Raw genomic sequence first — 19,006 nt, 5'->3', positions numbered from 1 at the left:
CTGTCCCAAAAGGCGTTTTTTCATCTGCTGGTGTTTCTGATTGATGCATCATGCGCCAGTACCGCCAGTGTCTTCTCATCTCTTCTGCCCCCATAAAACTTTTCCAGCACTTTGGAAAATACTTTCTTATCCGGATCAGCCTGTTCAAACAGCGTCATGCAGGAACACAGTTTCAGATCATCCGGGCTGCCGAATACTTTGTCAGGATCATTTGTTTTCAATTCCAGTAATGCAGCACTGATTTTTTCCAGCCGGGGTCCCAGAATGTCATCCTGCAAATATGACTGTGCTTCCTGCAGGCTTGAAATGGCATAATATCGGGAGATACTGCTATGGCCAAGATCATGAATCTGCGGAAAGATATACCACATCCAGTGGCTTCTCTTTCTGCCGCTCTTGATCTCGCTGAATGCCTGATCATACGCATTCATCTGTGCATCATAGAAGCGCTTCAGATTGTTTTCCATATATCATTCCTTTCTATCATGTATGTCCTCTTCTGTCAGTATAGTGAAATTTTCCTGCTGATCAGGTAAGTATTTCTGGATTTCCAAAAGAAAACAGGCTGCTGCAGCAATCCTGCTGGAACAGTCTGTCATTGATTATGATCAGATTACAGATTGGTATATCCCATCAGATCTTCATCTACTTCTCTGGCACAGGCACGTCCTTCTTCAATGGCCCAGACAACAAGTGACTGGCCTCTGTGCATATCGCCTGCCGCGAACAGATGGTCCTTGATGCGGTAACTGTCTTTTTCCGTAACTGCCCTGCCGCGGTTGAGGGCAAGGTTGAAGGCCTTTGACGTATACGCCTCACAGCCAAGAAAGCCTGCCGCAATGATCAGCAGCTCACATGGCAGTACCTGCTCACTGCCTTCTTCCTGTACCATCTTTCCATTTTCAAAATGAACTCTGACCGTATGGACAGCTTTGAGCTTTCCTTTTTCTGTGTCGATGGCAGTAACCGTTGTCTGATAGATGCGGGGATCATGACCGAATACGGCAATGGCTTCTTCCTGTCCGTAATCTGTTTTCAGAACACGGGGCCATTCCGGCCATGGGTTGTCCTTTGCCCTGGTCTCGGGCGGACATGGCATCATTTCCAGCTGTGTCACACTGGCACATTTCTGCCGCAGGCAGGTTGCCACACAGTCATTGCCAGTATCACCGCCGCCGACAATCACAACATGTTTTCCCTCTGCCGAAACAGCAGAATCAGCCTTTTTCTCAGCCAGAACCGCTTTGGTTGCACACTTGAGGAAATCCACGGCAAACAGAATATCCTGTGTTTTCTCACTGCCTTCCAGGACAAGGCTGCGGGGCTGCTTGGCACCACAGCACAGGATGACGGCATCAAAGTCTTTCTGCAGATCGGCTGCACTGATGGCTTTGCCAACATCACAGCTTGTATGGAAGACGACGCCTTCCTTTTCCATCAATTCAATGCGTCTTGCGACAACCTTTTTATCCAGCTTCATATTCGGAATGCCATACATCAGCAGTCCGCCCGGTTTGTCATCCCGTTCAAACACTTCCACGTGATGGCCGCGCTGGTTCAGTCTGTCCGCTGCTGCTAATCCGGAAGGACCGGAGCCAACAATCGCTACCCTTCGTCCTGAGCGCACCTGCGGAATCCGCGGCTGCATCAATCCTTTGGCAAACCCTTCTTCAATCACGGCATACTCATTGTCTTTGATGGATACCGGTTCGCCGTTTGCCCCGCAAAGGCATGCCTTTTCACAAAGGGCAGGACATACCCGTGATGTAAATTCCGGAAACGGATTTGTCTTGATCAGTCTGGCCAGGGCATGGGCAGGATTGCCGCGGTAGATTTCATCATTCCATTCCGGAATGAGGTTATGCAAAGGACAGCCGGTGGTCATGCCATGCAGGAAAAGTGAAGACTGACAAAACGGGACACCGCAGTTCATGCAGCGGGCACCCTGCTGGCGGCGCTGTTCTTTTGACAGCGGCTGATGAAACTCCTGATAATTTTTGATCCGGCGCAGTGGATCTTCCGTCTGGTTTTCTCTGCGCTGATACAGCAGGAATCCATTATCTTTTCCCATCTTCTTCACCCTTCTTTCTGCATTGCATAGAACGCTTCCAGCACAGCATTTTCATGCTTGATGCCCTGTTCCTCATAGCGGCCGGTCACTGCCATCATCTTCTGATAGTCAATCGGCACAACCTTCTTGAACTGTGACACCCATGTATCAAAGTGATCCAGAATCATGCGGCCATGGGCAGATCCGGTCTCTTTGACATAATCCGAGAGGATCTGTCTGAGTTCCTGGATATCGTACTTATCTGTCACCTCGTACAGCCGTACCATTTCCTTATTCAGATTCTGATACAGATCATGGTCACGGTCGAGCACATAGGCAATGCCGCCGGACATGCCAGCCGCAAAGTTCTTGCCAACCTTGCCAAGGATCACTGCACGGCCGCCGGTCATATACTCCAGGCCATGGTCGCCGCAGCCTTCCGCAACGGCCGTGGCACCGGAATTTCTGACACAGAAACGTTCTCCGGCTGCTCCGGCAAAGTAGGCTTTGCCAGAAGTAGCGCCATAGAGAGCAACATTGCCGATGATGATATTGACAGCCGGATCAAAGCTGATGTTTTCCGGTGGGACAACAACAATCTTGCCGCCGGAGAGTCCCTTGCCGACATGGTCATTGGCATCGCCTGTCAGCCGCAGTGTCAGTCCCTTTGGAATAAAGGCACCAAAGGACTGTCCGCCGCCGCCCGTGCAGTTGACAACATACGTGTCATCTTTCAGGCTGTCTCCGAATTTTTCGGTGATCACAGAGCCAAGGATCGTGCCGGTGGCACGGTTGACACTGGATACCGCAATGTTTTCTGTATGCGGCTTTTTCTGTTTGAAGGCTTTTTCAAATGCCGGCAGCAGTACTGCTTCATCCACGGTCTTTTCCAGATGGAAGTTATAGACATCATGAGGATCAAAGTGTTTGTGTTCTGCTTTGGCATATGACTCATCCGGCAGCCATCCGGCCTGCTGTCTGCCTTCATTTCCAAAGGCAAGGCAGTCACTGCGGCCAACCATTTCATCAACGGTCTTAAAGCCAAGCTTAGCCATTTCTTCCCGCAGCTGCTGGGCAATGAATTCCATGTAATGCATGACATCTTCCGGTCTGCCGCGGAAGCAGCTGCGTAGCTTTGTATTCTGGGTGGCAATGCCAAACGGACAGGTATCCTTGGCACAGACGCGCATCATCGTACAGCCCATGGCAACAAGCGGTCCGGTCGCAAAGCCAAACTCTTCAGCTCCAAGCAATGCCGCCACGGCCACATCACGGCCGCTCATCAGTTTGCCATCGGTTTCCAGCCTGACTCTGGTACGCAGGCCATTGTCAATCAAAGCTTCCTGTGCTTCGGCAATGCCAAGCTCCCATGGCATGCCGGCATGGTGAATGGATGACCATGGTGCCGCACCAGTGCCGCCGTCAAAGCCGGAGATCAGAATGACCTGGGCACCTGCCTTGGCAACGCCGCAGGCAACCGTACCAACCCCTGCCTCTGAGACAAGCTTGACAGAGATGCGTGCTTTGCGGTTGGCATTCTTGAGATCAAAGATGAGCTGGGCCAGATCTTCAATGGAATAAATATCATGATGGGGCGGCGGTGAAATCAGAGAGACACCTGGAGTAGCAAATCTTGTCTTTGCGACCCATGGATAAACCTTGCGTCCTGGCAGATTGCCGCCTTCACCAGGCTTGGCACCCTGCGCCATCTTGATCTGGATTTCAGAGGCACTGTTGAGATAGGCAGATGTGACGCCAAAGCGGCCGGAGGCAACCTGCTTGATGGCAGAATTGCGGATCGTGCCAAAGCGCTCCGGATCTTCACCGCCTTCACCAGTATTGCTCTTGCCGCCAAGGGTATTCATGGCAATGGCCATGCACTCATGGGCTTCTTTGGAAATAGAGCCAAACGACATGGCACCGGTCTTGAAACGCTTGACAATGGAAGAGACAGGTTCAACTTCTTCCAGCTTGACCGGCTTTTGTTTCGGTACCAGCACAAGCTCATCACGCAGACGGTGCGGCTTCTTCTTTTCCAACAAATCCGTATAGGCACAGAATGTCTCATAGCTGTTTTCCCGCACTGCTTTCTGCAAAGTCACAATGACATCCGGTGAATACAGATGGTCATAGGCCCTTTCATTAGAACGCAGACGGTGGTAGCCGATGGCATCCAGGGTTGTATCCACGCCAAGGCCAAGTGGATCAAAGGCATGGTCATGGCGGGCAAGCACATCTGCTTCGATCTCATCCAGGCCAACCCCGCCTACCCGGCAGGAAATGCCAGGAAAATAAGTATGTACAACATCTTCGGAAAGACCAATGGCTTCAAAGATCTTGGCCGACTGGTAGGACTGCAGAACAGAGATACCCATCTTGGCAGCCGTCTTGACGATACCGGCAAGCAGAGCATTGTCATAGTCCTGCAGGGCAGTGTGATAATCCTTGTCAAGGAGATGTTTATCAATCAGTTCGGTGACACATTCATGGGCAAGATAGGGATTGATCGCTCTTGCACCAAAGCCAAGGATGGCAGCACACTGATGCACATCGCGGGGTTCACCAGATTCCAGGATCAAAGATACTTTGGTCCGCTTCTTGGTGTTGACAAGATGGGTTTCAACGGCCGATACAGCCAGCAGAGATGGAATCGGGACATGGTTTTCATCCACGCCGCGGTCAGAGAGAATCAGGATATTGGCACCGTTGTTGTAGGCACGGTCACAGGAGACACAAAGTGCATCCAGTGCTTTTTTCAAGGAAGTGTGCTTGTAATACAGCAGTGAAATATCTGCAGTCTGGAAACCAGGACGGTGCAGGGTCCTGATCTGCATCATCTGCACTTCACTTAAGATCGGCTGGGTGATTTCCAGCACCCGGCAGTTTTCAGCCTGATCATGCAGGAGGTTGCCATCAGAGCCGATATATACTGTTGTATCCGTGACAACCTTTTCCCGCAGGCAGTCAATCGGCGGATTGGTTACCTGGGCAAACTGCTGCTGGATATAGTTGAACAGGGATTCCGGCTTGTCAGAAAGAACGGCAAGCGGGATATCATGGCCCATGGACATGGTCGGCTCACTGCCATTGGCAGCCATCGGCAGAATCTGTTCCTTAACGTCTTCATAGGAATAGCCGAATACCTTGTACAGACGGTCACGCTCATCCTGGGGATACATCTCTACTTTGTGATTGGGAATTTTGAGATCGTGCAGATGCAGCAGATTGAGATCCAGCCACTCGCCATATGGCTTGCGGCCGGCATAGTACTGTTTCAATTCTGCATCCGAAATAACCTTCTTTTTCTTTGTATCCACCAGCAGCATCTTTCCTGGCATCAGCCGGGACTTGGTGACAATATGGGCCGGATTGAGATCCAGCACACCAACCTCAGAGGCAAGGATCACCCTGCCGTCATCCGTGATGTAGTAGCGGGCAGGACGCAGGCCATTGCGGTCCAGGGTTGCGCCAACCAGATCACCATCCGAGAACAGTACCGCTGCCGGACCGTCCCATGGCTCCATCATGGTCGCATAGTAATGATAGAAATCACGCTTCTGCTGGTCCATGTTCTTCTGGTTCTTCCATGGCTCCGGCACCATTAACATCATGGCCAGAGGCAGATCCATGCCGGCATAGTAAAGGAATTCCAGTGTATTGTCGACCATGGCGGAATCACTGCCGGCCGCATTGATCACCGGATAAATCTTGTCAAGATCATTGGCCAGAAGATCTGAGGACATCGTCTCTTCTCTGGCCAGCATACGGTCCACATTACCGCGGATCGTATTGATCTCACCATTGTGGGCAATCATGCGGTACGGATGGGCACGCTGCCAGCTTGGCTTTGTGTTGGTTGAGAAGCGGGAATGCACAATGGCAATGGCCGTCTCATACAGGCTGCTCTGCAGATCGGGATAGAACTGGCGCAGCTGGTTCACCAGGAACATGCCCTTGTACACAATCGTGCGGGAAGAAAGAGAACAGACATAGGTGTCCTCACTGCCCTGCTCAAATTCACGCCGGGTGATATACAGCAGGCGGTCAAAAGCAATTCCCTTTTCAACTGTATCCGGTCGTTCCAGAAATACCTGACGGATGCGGGGCATGCAGTTTCTGGCTGCTTCTCCAAGAATATCCGGACATACCGGTACACTCCGCCAGCCCAGTACCTTCAGTCCGTTCTTGCGGGCAATGACCGCAAACATACGTTCGGCAAAGGTTGCCTTGAGCTGATCAGAGGGCAGAAAGAACATGCCGATGCCATAGTCGCCGCGCTCTTTGAGTACAATGCCTTCCTTCTTACAGGCATCCGCAAAGAAACGGTGACTGATCTGCATCAGAATGCCGACGCCGTCGCCAACCTTTCCACTGGCATCACGGCCTGCCCGGTGATCCAGTTTCTCCACAATCTTCAAAGCATCATCCAGTACAGCATGGTCCTGATGTCCATCGATATTGACAATCGTGCCAATGCCGCAGGCATCATGTTCCCAGCTGGTTTCATACGGTTTATCCATATGCATCTCTCCTTTTGGATTTCTTTGGAAAAAGGGTAATCCGGATGTACTATAATTACAAATATATAGTTTTCATTGATCTGATAGCCAAAAGTTATAGGGAGGGAAGCAGCATGAAAAATGATTATCTCTATGTGATGGCATTATGTCAGGAGCGCAGTTTCTCCAAGGCAGCAAAGAAGCTGTACATCTCACAGCCAGCCCTTTCCAAAGCCATTTCTACACTGGAAAAAGAGCTTGGGGCTGTGCTGTTTGACCGCAGTACAAATGATCTGCAGCCAACCGAGGCATGCCTGTTTTATCTGCAGTGTGCCAAACAGATCGCGGATACGGAAAACAGCATTCATGACTATTTCAACTCTCTGCGCAATCTGGAAGCTGGCACGTTATCCATTGGCACCACTTCCTTTTACTGTTGCTATTCCCTGCCGCGCAGCCTGCAGCCTTTCTCCCATCTGCATCCCGGTCTGAAGATTAATCTGATTGAGCAGACATCAAATCAGCAGCTGTCTGCCATGCTGAAAAACGGTACGCTCGATCTGGCTCTGAGTGTTAATCCCCATGGCTTTGAAGCCTTCCAGAAACAATTCTTTGAGAAAGAATATCTGATTCTCAGTGTACCTGCCTCCTGGTCAATCAATGACCAGCTGAAAGATGCTGTTCTGGACTATGATGACATCATGCATAACAGCCATCGTCAGAAAGACTGTCCTTCTGTTTCTCTTTCTGTCTTTGCGGATCTGCCCTATATCTCACTGCGCCATGATTCTGAACTATATGGCCGCGTGATGGGCATGTTTGGCAGATGTAACAGCCACCCGCACATTCAGATGTATGCGGATCAGATGCCGACTACCTATTTTCTTTCTTTGTATGGCTATGGCTATGCATTGATCCGTGACAATACGCTGAAAACTGTGCCAAGGCCTGAAAAAAGCCAGGTTGTCTTCTATCGGATCGATGACCCCCTGGCTGTACGTGATGTCTATTTCTATTTCCGGCCGCTGGCCTATCAGTCAGCAGCCCTGAAAGCCTATCTTTCTTTCCTGCATTAGCGGACCATGCCGCCCTGGCCGCCCCTTTGGACACAGGCCAGCACTTCACTTTCAGATAACAATGGCAGATCGCCTGGAATGGAATGTTTGAGCGCTGCGGCGGCAGCACCGAATTCCACTGTCTTCTGCAGATCATCAAAGTGCAGCAGGCCATGAATCAATCCTGCCGTAAAGGCATCTCCACAGCCGATCTTTTCCACCACCGGGACAATGTTGTACTGATGGGACAGATATGTTCTGCCATCTTTGAGGATGACGGCCTGCACGCTCTGATCAGGCAGACCATGGGCTGCCTGGCGCCATGCCGAAGCTGCCACGTCAAAGTGGAAGTGCTGCCGCATCGCTTCCAGCACCTGGATTTCATGTGTATCCACCTTCTCATCAGCACTTGTCACATCATAAGAGAAATTCAGGCAGTTGACCGCATCTGCCTCATTGGCAATGACCACGTCCACATACTGCATCAAAGGAATCATAACACTGGCTGCCTTGGCAGGCGTCCACAGACGGCTGCGGTAGTTCAGATCACACGATACCTTCAAGCCGTTGCGCTTAGCTGCCTGGCATGCCTTTTCTGTCAGGACAGCTGCTTGATCCGAGATGGCTGGTGTAATGCCAGACCAGTGAAACCAGTCTTTTCCTTTCATGATGGCATCAAAATCAAAGTCAGAGAGATCTGCCTGGGCAATGGCAGATCCTGCCCGGTCATACACGACCTGGGAAGGACGGCTGCCGCAGGCTTCTTCTTCAAAATACAGGCCCAGACGGCTGCCGCCATGAACGATGCAGTCAGTATGAACACCTGTTTTCTTCAAAGCAGCTTCAGCCGCATCGCCGATCGGATTGGCAGGCAGTTTGGTCACAAACCAGGCATCTTCCCCAAAGCAGGCAAGCGCAGCAGCGGCATTGGCTTCGCCGCCGCCAAAGTTAGCGCCGTAATCATCTGCCTGCAGAAAGCGCTTGTGATCATGCGGTGTCAGCCGCATCATGATTTCTCCCAAAGTAACAATCTTCATACAATGAACCTTCTTTCCATCCCTATTCTACTCTGCTCATACTGTAACCGATGCCGATATGGGTCTGAATATATGGCTCACTCAGGTCCGGATCATTCAGCTTTTTACGCAAAGATGCCATATAGACACGCAGAGAAATGATATCGGTGTCTACACCTGTCCCCCAGATATTGCGGATGATATAGGCATGGGTCAGCACCTTGCCGACATTTTTGCTTAACAGCACAAGCAGCTTGTATTCAATCGGGGTCAGATGGACCGGTTTATCATGCAGGGTCACGCTGGCCGCCGCATAGTCAATGCGCAGGGCACCATCCGTGAAGATGCTGTCTTCATGTTTCACAGAAGCATAGTTCAGTCTTCTCTGGGTTGTCCGGATTCTGGCCAGCAGCTCCTCCACGGAAAACGGCTTGGTCAGGTAGTCATCGGCACCGGCATCCAGAGCTGCAATCTTGTCGGCATCCTCACCTCTGGCACTGATGACGATGATCGGCATCTGTGACCAGGAACGGATGCTTGCAATGACGTCCATACCGTCAATATCCGGCAGGCCAAGATCCAGAAGCACAAGATCCGGCTGGCTGCTGGCAGCAAGGGAAATGGCTTCTTTGCCATTGTGCGCCATCAGATAGGCATAGTCATGGACTTTCAGCGTGGTGGCAATCAGATTCATCACCGGCTGGTCATCTTCTACAATCAGTATTTTAAACGAGTTCATCCGTAAGCTCCTTTACATGAAGTGAAAAACAGAAACAGGCACCATGAGGCACATTATCCTGGTAGACAAGCTGCTGGCCATGGGCTTTCATGATGGACTGGCACAGATTCAGGCCCAGCCCCAGGCTGCGCTGGGAATCCGCAATCTTATGATGGCCTGTATAAAAGCGCTCAAACAGATGCGGCTGGTCCTCTTTGGCAACGCCGGGGCCGTTGTCTTTCACCTGTACCCAGATCAGATCATGATCTCTTTTTGTCTGGATGGTGATATCCGATCCTTTGCCAGAGTATTTGACGGCATTGTTGACAAGATTAATGATCACCTGTGAGATCAGGCGGACATCCATCTCTGCCATGGTAAAATCATTGTCTTTGATGACGTTGAGATGATGATCCCTGATATGGCGGTCCACATGTTTCAAAGACTCATCAATGACATCCTGCACAACTTCCACGGATGGATGCAGGCAGCTGCCCTCTTCCAGCCGGGTGACAGAAAGCATGTTTTCCACAAGCTCAATCAGCCACATGGAATCATCATAGATATCAGCATAGATTCCCTGTTTCTGCTGTTCACTCAGCACATCCGCATGATTGACAAGGTTGCTGGCATTGCCGGAAATAGAAGTCAGCGGTGTGCGCAGGTCATGGGAAACGGAGCGCAGCAGGTTGGCACGGAAGCGCTCATTTTCTGCCACAATCTCCATTTTCTCACGTCGTTTGTTATTTTCATTATTTTCCAGAGACAATCCGCATTCACCAATCAAAGACAGCAGGATATTCTTTTCAAATTCGGAAAGAGGCCTGCCCTGCATGCGGATGCCGATGACGCCATACATCTGTTCTGAAACACGCACCGAAAGATACTGGCACTGACACTGGGAGAATTCACTTGTAAAGGCACCGGAGCGGTGGTTGTTGGCCAGTGTCCACTCTGCCGCTTCTCTTTCATCAGGAAGCGGTGTTTCCTGCTGAGATGCGGGAAAATAGAGCGGTTTTGCAAGTTTTCTCTCCTGGACAGGATAGAAGATAACAGAGCGGCCCATGAGCTGAACAAGCTGATTGGAAGTGATACGGATAATATCATCCGCATCCACGGCATGCTGGAGAAGCTCAGAGGCATCCAGCAGCACCTGTGACTGATCTGCACTTTCCATAGCAACCCTGGTGCTTTGTTTCAGCCTGGCGGCAACACTGGAAGTAATCAGTGCGGCAATCATACTGACTGCATATGTCACGATGTAATACGGATCATAGACCATCAGGGTAAAGCGCGGCTCAATAAACAGAAAGTTAAACAGGAAGACAAACAGCAGAGCGCTGGCAACACCATAGATGCGCTCTGCCGTGACAACGGAAGTAACCAGAACAGCAAGCAGATATATCGTAATGATATTGTCGTTGGAATAGCGGGAATGGTAGAAAAGAGCACAGATAATTGTGGCAATACCCATGATGGCTGCCATCTTGCCCGTTTCTGCCAGGGTCAGGTGGATATGGGCATGCTGGTGCAGATGGGAAGGTGTCAGGATGACTTCGGCATCCGGAATGACATGGATATCTGTACGCGGCAGTGCCTTCATCAGTCTGACATAGGGCTGTTTGTGAAAGCCGAATGAGCGGGGTGGTCCGGACTTACCGATGTAAACATCACTGACATGGTTGACAACGGCAAAATCCGCAATGGAAGAAATGACATCACTGCCCTGGATCTGCTGCACCTGGGCACCGGCTTGTTCTGCTGCGGCAATATTGGCAGCCATACCGGGGTCAATCTCTTTCAGATGGCGCAGTACACAAAGCGCAGTAAAGCGGCAGTGATATACCTCTGCCGCTGATGATGCTGCCCGGATCACACTGAGACTGCTTGGTGATGATGACAGACAAGCCAGAATATGACGTTCTTTCACAGACTGTTTTGCAAGCATGATTCTATTATACAGCGAGCTTGCTGGCTGTTGGTACGATGCCTGCCTTTTCTACGACCTGTACCAGTGGTGAGCGGTAGATGATCCGGAACGAACGAATCTGATGAGACAGTGGTTCCAGATGGACATCACTGCCGGCGATATCAATCGGTTCACTGCTGCACTCTGTATACATGACATCGTAGTCACCAAGCTGCGGCATATCGGCCGTGCTTGATACAATGGCAACATCAATGGTGCGCTCTTCCAGAGCAGAGGCAATCTCGCCTGCCGACCCGGTGAACATGATCACTTCTGTATTGGAAGAGAATTCTTTGGAAATGCGGGAGGCGATGCCATAGCAGCTCGGATTGTCAATGGCAATGCGGTATGTATGGCGCGGCTCCATATAGCGGGTCACCGGCACTTCCGTATTTGCTGTAGAAACCATCTTGAAAATGTGCTCAATCAGAAAGTAAAGCAGTAATGCACATGCGCTGAATAAAACCAACCCAATCATAATCTTCCACCTGATCCATTTCTAAAGTTTCAAAATTTTCTGCATATCATCCTGTTTGCCAAGGATCAACATTGTCTGGCCGGCCCGCAATACCGTGTCATAGGCAATGTTCATATCAATCTTTTCCTGCGGCCGCCGGATGCCAAGAATATTCACGCCATACTTTTTACGCACATCCAGTTCGCCGATCTTGCGGCCATCCCAGCTGTCGGGCACTTTGACCTCAAACACGGCATAGCCATCCATCAGTTCAAAGAAGTTTTCAATGTTATCAGAACTGTACCGGATGGCTGTCCAGGTACCAAGCTGACGTTCCGGGAATACGACATAATCCGCACCATTGCGCAAAAGGAATTTCTCCTGGGATGCCATGGTAGCCCGTGAGACTACCTTCTTTGCCCCATAGTCTTTCAACAGAGAGGTTGTCTCCAGAGAACTCAGGAAATCATCACCAATGGCCACAATGCAGAGATCATAGTTCGGTACGCCAAGACTAGCGATGAAGTCCTTGTCCGTGCCATCGCCAATGACCGCATTGGTCACATAGTTCAGCACTTTGGAGACTCTCTCTTCATCTTTATCAACAGCCATCACCTGATGGCCAAGATCATACAGCTTGCTTGCCGTATAGCGGCCGAATCTGCCAAGACCAATCAACAGAACATTTTTCATATCAACCTACCATCAACCTTTCACAAGGCAAAGTGCCTTTCTTCTTTGGCTTTCTGGTCACTGTAGCATATGCCATCGTCAGTGCGCCAACCCGGCCAAAGTACATAAATCCAATCAGAATCAGATGCGACCATACATGCAGTGTCGGTGTGATGCCTGTTGTAAGACCGACTGTTCCTAAGGCAGAAGCACACTCGAACATGCATTTCATGATCGGTATGTTTTCTGTTGCCGACAGGATCATGGATCCCACCAGAAACAGCAGAATGTATGTCCCGCACAGTGCAGCCGCATCATGGATCACACTGATGTCGATGCCGCGTTTGAACATCGTTACCTGATCATGTCTGCGCAGCGCCCCTGCCACAAAGACAAGCAGGACAGCAGCGGTTGTGACTTTCATGCCGCCGGCAGTAGATCCAGGTGCACCGCCGATCAGCATCAATATCGTGGTGATCATCAGGCCGGTATCGCTCATCTTGCTGTAATCCGCGGTATTGAAACCGGCGGTACGCGGTGTCACACTCTGGAACAGGGCCAGCAGAACTCTGTGCATGCCCGATGCCCCTTTGTATTCCACAAAGAAGAAATACAGGAACGGGAAGAGAATCAAACACAGGGTTGTGACCAGGATGACCTTTGTCTGTAAATGCATGCGGCGGAAATGGATACCGTTATGGACAATGTCAGACCAGGTCAGGAAACCAAGGCCGCCAACGATGATCAATGCCATGATCGTGATGCAGATGACTGAGTTGTCACTGTAGCTGGTTAAAGAAGAATACGGCTGACGCACACCCATCAGATCAAACCCAGCATTGCAGAACGCTGATACTGAATGGAAGACGGCATAGCCGATGCCCCGCCATGTTCCGAAATCTCTGATAAAGACAGGACTCATGATGGCAGCACCAATCAGCTCGATGCCAAGGGTGCTGCGTACTATGAACTTGGTCAGTCTCACAATGCCGCCGATGCTTGGCGCTGAAATAGAACTCTGCATCAGGCTGCGCTGCATCAGGCCGATCCTTCTGCCGGACATGATTGCCAGCGTAACGGCAATGGTTACGACGCCAAGGCCGCCGATCTGGATCAGGCACAGGATGACAATCCGGCCAAACAGTGACCAGTATGTTGCTGTGTCATGAACGATCAGTCCGGTGACACAGACAGCTGAAGTGGATGTGAACAAGGAATCAATATATGGCGTCCAGACATGTTCAATGCTGGATACCGGCAGGCACAGCAGGAAGCTGCCGATCAGAATCACAATGGCAAAGCCGGCAAGAATCACCTGGAAGGTGGAGAAATGTTCCAGTCTGTCACGCAGTTGTTTCATATAACCCCTCCCCTCTTTGCACTTTTATTATCGTCTGAGGGGAATTAAGACGGGATTAATGATCAGGCAGCTGGCATTAAGATTGCGTTAAGACCGCGTAAATGTCATGCTGGCATATCAGCCAGGCATGGTTTTCCTTTCCCAAACATATATGAAAAATGATATCATTGAGAGCGGATACATATATTTATAAGAAGAGGTGGATGACATGATTCAGACAATCAGGGCTCTGGCAGCGGACATTGATATGACGCTGACAGCCAAAGGCGGCGATCTTCCCGAAGCCACCATTGAAGCATTTCAGATTCTTCACAAGCATGATGTAAAGCTTGGTCTGGCAACAGGCCGGGAAATTGATGACAAGCTGAAAACAACCGGCATGAACTGGGGACTCGGCTTTGAATTTGATTATATAGTCGGCATGAATGGCGGCATGGTCTTTGACCGCCTGCAGAATAAGAGCTGGCAGACAGATTATCTCAGCATTGATGAGATGAAAGCTATCCTGCAGTGGATGATGCCGCTGGTAGACAAGTATCACATTGCTGTCAATGCCGAAGGCGGCGGCAACCACAATGCCATGTATATCGGCGGTGAACTGATGGAATCCGCCAAGCGCCATGGCTTCCATTTCATCGATAAGACAGATGACATTGACGGGTTCTGTGAAAGACCGACATTCAAGTTCCTGTTCCGTTCTGAGCCTGCCTATGACAAGATCATCCGCAGCCACTTTCTGGATAAGTTCGGTGATAAATATCAGATCTTCGGCACCTATCCTGGCACCGTGGAAATCATGCACAAAGGCATTGATAAGGGCAAAGGCCTGCAGCGCTATGCCAGCTGGAACAACATCGACATGGCTGATATCATCGCCTTTGGCGACAATGAGAATGATGATGCTATGCTCAAAGATGCCGGCTGGGGTGTATGCCTGAAGAATGGCTCCGATGGCACCAAGGCATGTGCAGATGCTGTCACAGAATATGATTGTGAAGACGGCGGTGTCGGCCATTACCTGATGGATCACTACATTAAAGAAAAAGGCTGGACAAAGTAAAAAATGGTCTCTGCGGAAAATCATTCAGATTTTCTGTCAGAGATCATTTTCTTTATTTCTGCTGTTTTACTCAGGCATCCTGCCAGACATCTTCGGCAATCTGTTTCACCAGAGCAAGTTTATCCCATTCCTGCTGTTCAGAGAGCTTATTGCCGATCTCACAGGACGCAAACCCACACTGGGGAGACAGGCACAGACGGTCCAGATCAATAAAGGCAGATGCCTGACGGATTCTGCGCTTGATCAGATCCGGATCTTCCAGCTGTCCTGACTTTGTTGTGATCAAACCAAGAACAACCTTTTTATATTTCGGGACAAGACGCAGCGGCTCAAAGCCCCCTGCTCTTTCCGTATCATATTCCAGATAGAAAGCATTGACGTTTTCTCTGGCAAACAGGAAGGCAGCGATGCTGTCATAGCCGCCTGTTGCCGCATAGGTAGAATGGAAATTGCCGCGGCAGACATGAGTATTGATGGTCAGATCTTCCGGTGCTCTTGCAATGACAGCATTATTGATGTCCAGATAGCGCTCCTTGATCTTTTCAATTCCCTGATCATCTGTGCCAAAGAACTGATAGCGTCTTGGATCTGCCAGCAGTCCCCAGGAACAGTCATCCAGCTGCAGATTGCGGCATCCTTCTGCATACAGATCTGTGATAAAAGCAGCATAAGCTTCCACGATATCGTGGATCAGATCTTTTTCATCCCCGTAAACACGACTGGTTGTTTCTTTGGCAAAAGGCATGTCAAACTGCTCCAGAAACTGCGCCGGTGCCGGAATGGTCAGCTTGGCAGCAGTTGTATCATCTGTCCGCTCATTGACAAAACGGAAATGGTCCAGAAACGGATGATGTCCCTTGTAATGAATCATTCCTGATACCCAGGTATCATCAATCATGGCTGCCTCACCGGCAAATGGCAGGCCGGTCTTGGTCGGGGCATGTGAAATGCCATCAAAGCCCCACATATAATCCAGATGCCAGGTAGAACGGCGGAATTCACCATCGGTCAGAATGTGGAATCCTGCCTTTTTCTGTTTGGCAATCAGATCTTCAATCGCACGGTTTTCTGTTTCTGTCAGCTGTGCATCATCAATCAGCCCTTTTGCCCTTTGCTCTCTGGCTTCTTTGAGATATGTGGGTCTAAGAAAACTGCCGACAAAGTCATAGCGCCATGGTGCCCGAATCGTATTTGTCATAATAAAAATGCCTCATCTTTCGCAGACCATTGTATCTGCGCATTGATGAGGCATGCCAATATGATTATTCCATTTTCAGCAATAGGTTTTATCTATTACTTCGGCTCATGTGTCTGGGCAGCCGGCATTTCTCTTTCATCCATCAGTGCCGCTGTATCCAGGCAGTTTTCATTCTTGGCAACTGCCATGGCACAGGCCGTATCGCTGACTACATTCAGGGATGTTACCAGCATTTCAATCGGACGGTTGATGGCAAGGATCAGGGAGTATGTCATCAGAGCCATGTCATTGTTGATGCCGACACCGGAGAGGATGGTGAACAGGATGACCGCACCGGCACCCGGGGCAGCCGGTGTGCCGACGCTTGCAACAATGGCCAGCAGACCGATCAGGATCAGGGTCGGCATGGTGATGTGATAGCCGCTGACACCGGCAATGAACAGTGTGGCAATAACCTGCATGATGGCGGTGCCATCCATATTGACGGTCATGCCAAGCGGCAGGACAAAGCTGGCAATTTCAGAAGGTACGCCAAGTTCTTCCGTTGCTGTCTTCATATTCAGCGGCAGAGTTGCGGCAGAGGATGATGTGGAGAAGCCAAACAGTGCAACCTTGGCAATGTGCTTCTGGAAGACGGATGCTTTGACACCGGTTGTGATGCGTACAAACAGGCCGTAGCCAAACAGCAGGACAACCAGCAGGAGGGCAACCGTGAGCAGGACATATGCCATCGCCGGCTTGAGATAAGAGATACCGTAGGATGCACATGTTCTTGAGATCAGGCAGAAGATCGCCACCGGGCCAAGGCGGTTGACAATGAAGGTCAGTACAACGGTGATGATGTCGCTGACTTCTTCACACAGTTTTGGCAGTGCTGTGACTTTGTCACGCAGCTTGTTGACAGCCAGGCCGCACATGATGGCAGTAACGACAATAGCAAGCACACCGCCATTGTTTGTGAAGGCAGATGCGAGGTTATTCGGTACAGCATTGATGATGATCATCAGTGGATTGGCTGCCTCTGTTCCCTGGGCGCTGTCAATCGCGGCAGCACTGCTCTGATTGAACAGACCGGCATTGTAGGCACCCATGCCAACGATGGAAGCCAGCAGAATGGCAATGACAGTTGTTAACAGGAAGTAGCCAACCGTGCGGCGGGAGATGCGGCCAAGCTTGCTGGCATCCTTGATGCGGATCATAGCCAGGACAATGCTTGTGAATACCATCGGTACAATGACCAGCTGCAGTGCTCTGACAAACAGCTGTCCGATAATGTAGAACAGGCCGATCGCATGTTCATTTCCTTCCGCTGAAATATCTGCAAACAGGACTTTGTTCAGAACATTCCACACTTCTGCATGGCCGTTTCCATTCAGCGTCTCACGCAGGGCGATCATGGCAATTCCGAAGATCAGTCCGGCTGCCAGGGCAGCCATCATACGTTTTGTGAGCTTCTCAGTTCCCTTTTTCATTTTCCTTCTGTCTCCTTACCGGAAGAAAAAACAGCTGACATGTCAGAGAGCTCATGTCAGCTGCAGGTCACCCATGCATACAATCCCGTCCAGGATCACAACAAGCCTTTATAGTCTCTCTGTACTATCTTAAAAGCGTGTCTTTTCTTTACCGGAGATATCCTAACCCCGGCACATCATCTGGTCAACCACAAATTTACTTTTTTCAGTCCTCCAGGACTTCCTGCACAAAGCGCTGCTTTGCATGCTTGCCGCAGGCTTCCTGATTCAGAATGATTTCAGGACGCATATCATCCATACTGACAGAGACGCAGATTTCCTCACCATTCAATACTTCCGGGGCAGCAATCATGATCATCATGGAAAGAGCAGGATCATCCATGCCTTTCATATCCTGCAGGGATACACTGGATCCAGCAACGACCATGCGGACATCAGCACGCTTGCTGCCGGTATAGACATGAACACTCTTGGCACCAATATCTTCATTGGCAATCAGACTGCTCAGCCAGGAAGCAGCTGCCGCAGCCCTCTCTTCCAGTGAAGCTCCGGACGCAATGGCATCATCAAACTTCACATAGCACATCGGTCCGCAATATGTTTCTGTATATTTCATCTTCTTTTGTTCCTCCGCCACACGGTTTTACCACAAAGTGTAAAGAAAAAGAAAAGGAAAAAGTTCAAATGCGTTATGTAAGCGCATACCTGTGCTTTTCAGGCATCAAGTACCCTTTCCTTTTCATTGAAAATCGTATTATATATGCCTTATTTATGCTATTTATTTATTATTTAAATCATTTTTATGATCATATATTTATGAATCCAGTGCACTCAGGATAGAAGAAAGCAGAATGACTACCACAAAGACAATGGAAAGGTATTTCAGCACAAAGGCATAGATCTTTCTCAGCCTGAATCTGGATGAACCATTGTATGTTACTTCCTGTTCAATGGCTTTCAGGCCGACATGGCACAGAACCAGAATGCATGTGCAGATCGCCGCCACCGGCATCATGATGGAATTGGTCAGGAAATCAAAGAAATCCAGGAAGTCCATATGCAGGATGGTGATCTTTGCAAGCGGGCCAAAACCAAGGCAGGACAAGATACCAAGACCGAACTGGATGAGTGCCATGACGGCAGTTCCCTTCCGGCGGGACCATCCGGCTTCATCTTCAAAGGTAGAGACAACCGATTCTGTCAAGGCAATGGAACTTGTCAAAGCCGCAAACAATACAAGCAGGAAGAACATGAAACCAATCAGTCTGCCGGCTTTCATAGAGGCAAATACCTGCGGCAGCGTGACAAACATCAGGGATGATCCTGACTGCAGAACTTCCCTGGTATTGCCGCCGGGGAAGGCAAACACAGCCGGAATGACCATCAGACCTGCCAGCACAGCAACCACAGTATCAGTCAGCTCCACCTGCAGAGAGGATACTTCCACACCATCATAAAAGGCCCGGATCAACCGGGCCAT

Annotated in this window: 15 protein-coding genes; 2 read left to right on the top strand and 13 right to left on the bottom strand. The window is 50.0% G+C overall.

Features of this window, described 5'->3' with window-relative positions:
* Positions 1-20: 20 nt before the first annotated feature.
* The 3 genes from SOI44_RS01895 to gltB form a co-directional block, all read right to left on the bottom strand.
* Positions 21-467: a DUF1810 domain-containing protein gene (locus SOI44_RS01895; RefSeq protein ID WP_331347558.1), complete on the bottom strand. Its 447-nt coding sequence runs from the start codon at positions 465-467 to the stop codon at positions 21-23.
* 146 nt (positions 468-613) lie between these two features.
* Positions 614-2,071, bottom strand: a complete 1,458-nt coding sequence (locus tag SOI44_RS01890; protein ID WP_331347557.1) for a glutamate synthase subunit beta — start codon at positions 2,069-2,071, stop codon at positions 614-616.
* 5 nt (positions 2,072-2,076) lie between these two features.
* On the bottom strand, positions 2,077-6,570 hold the full coding sequence (gltB, locus tag SOI44_RS01885) for a glutamate synthase large subunit (protein WP_331347556.1): 4,494 nt from the start codon (positions 6,568-6,570) through the stop codon (positions 2,077-2,079).
* A gap of 113 nt (positions 6,571-6,683) precedes the next feature.
* On the opposite strand from gltB, the gene SOI44_RS01880 reads away from it, so the two are divergent.
* The gene (locus SOI44_RS01880) at positions 6,684-7,625 is read left to right on the top strand and encodes a LysR family transcriptional regulator (RefSeq protein WP_331347555.1); all 942 of its coding nucleotides are present in this window, start codon (positions 6,684-6,686) and stop codon (positions 7,623-7,625) included.
* Here SOI44_RS01880 and SOI44_RS01875 read toward each other — a convergent pair.
* Genes SOI44_RS01875 through SOI44_RS01850 form a run of 6 tightly spaced genes read right to left on the bottom strand, consistent with a single transcriptional unit; the run spans position 7,622 to position 13,796 of the window.
* Positions 7,622-8,641, bottom strand: coding sequence for a sugar kinase (locus tag SOI44_RS01875; RefSeq protein WP_331347554.1), 1,020 nt, complete (start codon positions 8,639-8,641; stop codon positions 7,622-7,624). The genes SOI44_RS01880 and SOI44_RS01875 overlap by 4 nt on opposite strands.
* Positions 8,642-8,663: 22 nt before the next feature.
* Entirely contained in the window at positions 8,664-9,359 is a 696-nt protein-coding gene (locus tag SOI44_RS01870) for a response regulator transcription factor (protein ID WP_331347553.1), read from the bottom strand.
* Positions 9,346-11,286, bottom strand: a complete 1,941-nt coding sequence (locus SOI44_RS01865) for a DUF4118 domain-containing protein (RefSeq protein WP_331347552.1) — start codon at positions 11,284-11,286, stop codon at positions 9,346-9,348. The genes SOI44_RS01870 and SOI44_RS01865 overlap by 14 nt, the downstream gene beginning before the upstream one ends.
* Before the next feature lie 7 nt (positions 11,287-11,293).
* Positions 11,294-11,785 carry a hypothetical protein gene (locus SOI44_RS01860; RefSeq protein WP_331347551.1) on the bottom strand — a complete coding sequence of 164 codons (492 nt, stop codon included), beginning with the start codon at positions 11,783-11,785 and terminating at the stop codon, positions 11,294-11,296.
* Positions 11,786-11,806: 21 nt separating this feature from the next.
* The gene (locus tag SOI44_RS01855; protein WP_331347550.1) at positions 11,807-12,457 is read right to left on the bottom strand and encodes a potassium channel family protein; all 651 of its coding nucleotides are present in this window, start codon (positions 12,455-12,457) and stop codon (positions 11,807-11,809) included.
* A 1-nt stretch (position 12,458) separates the two neighbouring features.
* Positions 12,459-13,796: a TrkH family potassium uptake protein gene (locus SOI44_RS01850; RefSeq protein ID WP_331347549.1), complete on the bottom strand. Its 1,338-nt coding sequence runs from the start codon at positions 13,794-13,796 to the stop codon at positions 12,459-12,461.
* 208 nt (positions 13,797-14,004) lie between these two features.
* On the opposite strand from SOI44_RS01850, the gene SOI44_RS01845 reads away from it, so the two are divergent.
* Positions 14,005-14,856, top strand: coding sequence for an HAD family hydrolase (locus SOI44_RS01845; protein WP_331347548.1), 852 nt, complete (start codon positions 14,005-14,007; stop codon positions 14,854-14,856).
* 70 nt (positions 14,857-14,926) lie between these two features.
* Here the strand turns inward: SOI44_RS01845 and SOI44_RS01840 are convergent, their stop codons facing one another.
* The 4 genes from SOI44_RS01840 to SOI44_RS01825 form a co-directional block, all read right to left on the bottom strand.
* Positions 14,927-16,054, bottom strand: a complete 1,128-nt coding sequence (locus SOI44_RS01840; protein WP_331347547.1) for a 5-methyltetrahydropteroyltriglutamate--homocysteine S-methyltransferase — start codon at positions 16,052-16,054, stop codon at positions 14,927-14,929.
* 95 nt (positions 16,055-16,149) lie between these two features.
* Complete coding sequence (locus tag SOI44_RS01835) at positions 16,150-17,526, bottom strand: dicarboxylate/amino acid:cation symporter (protein WP_331347546.1); 1,377 nt, start codon at positions 17,524-17,526, stop codon at positions 16,150-16,152.
* Positions 17,527-17,731: 205 nt separating this feature from the next.
* Entirely contained in the window at positions 17,732-18,142 is a 411-nt protein-coding gene (locus tag SOI44_RS01830) for a hypothetical protein (RefSeq protein ID WP_331347545.1), read from the bottom strand.
* Between the two features lie 198 nt (positions 18,143-18,340).
* Complete coding sequence (locus SOI44_RS01825; RefSeq protein ID WP_331347544.1) at positions 18,341-19,006, bottom strand: sodium-dependent transporter; 666 nt, start codon at positions 19,004-19,006, stop codon at positions 18,341-18,343.

The sequence above is a fragment of the Lactimicrobium sp. genome (genome assembly GCF_036453465.1).
GTDB lineage: Bacteria > Bacillota_I > Bacilli_A > Erysipelotrichales > Erysipelotrichaceae > Bulleidia.
The sequence above is the reverse complement of the archived record's forward strand: the minus strand, read 5'-3'. Positions and strand labels throughout refer to the sequence as shown.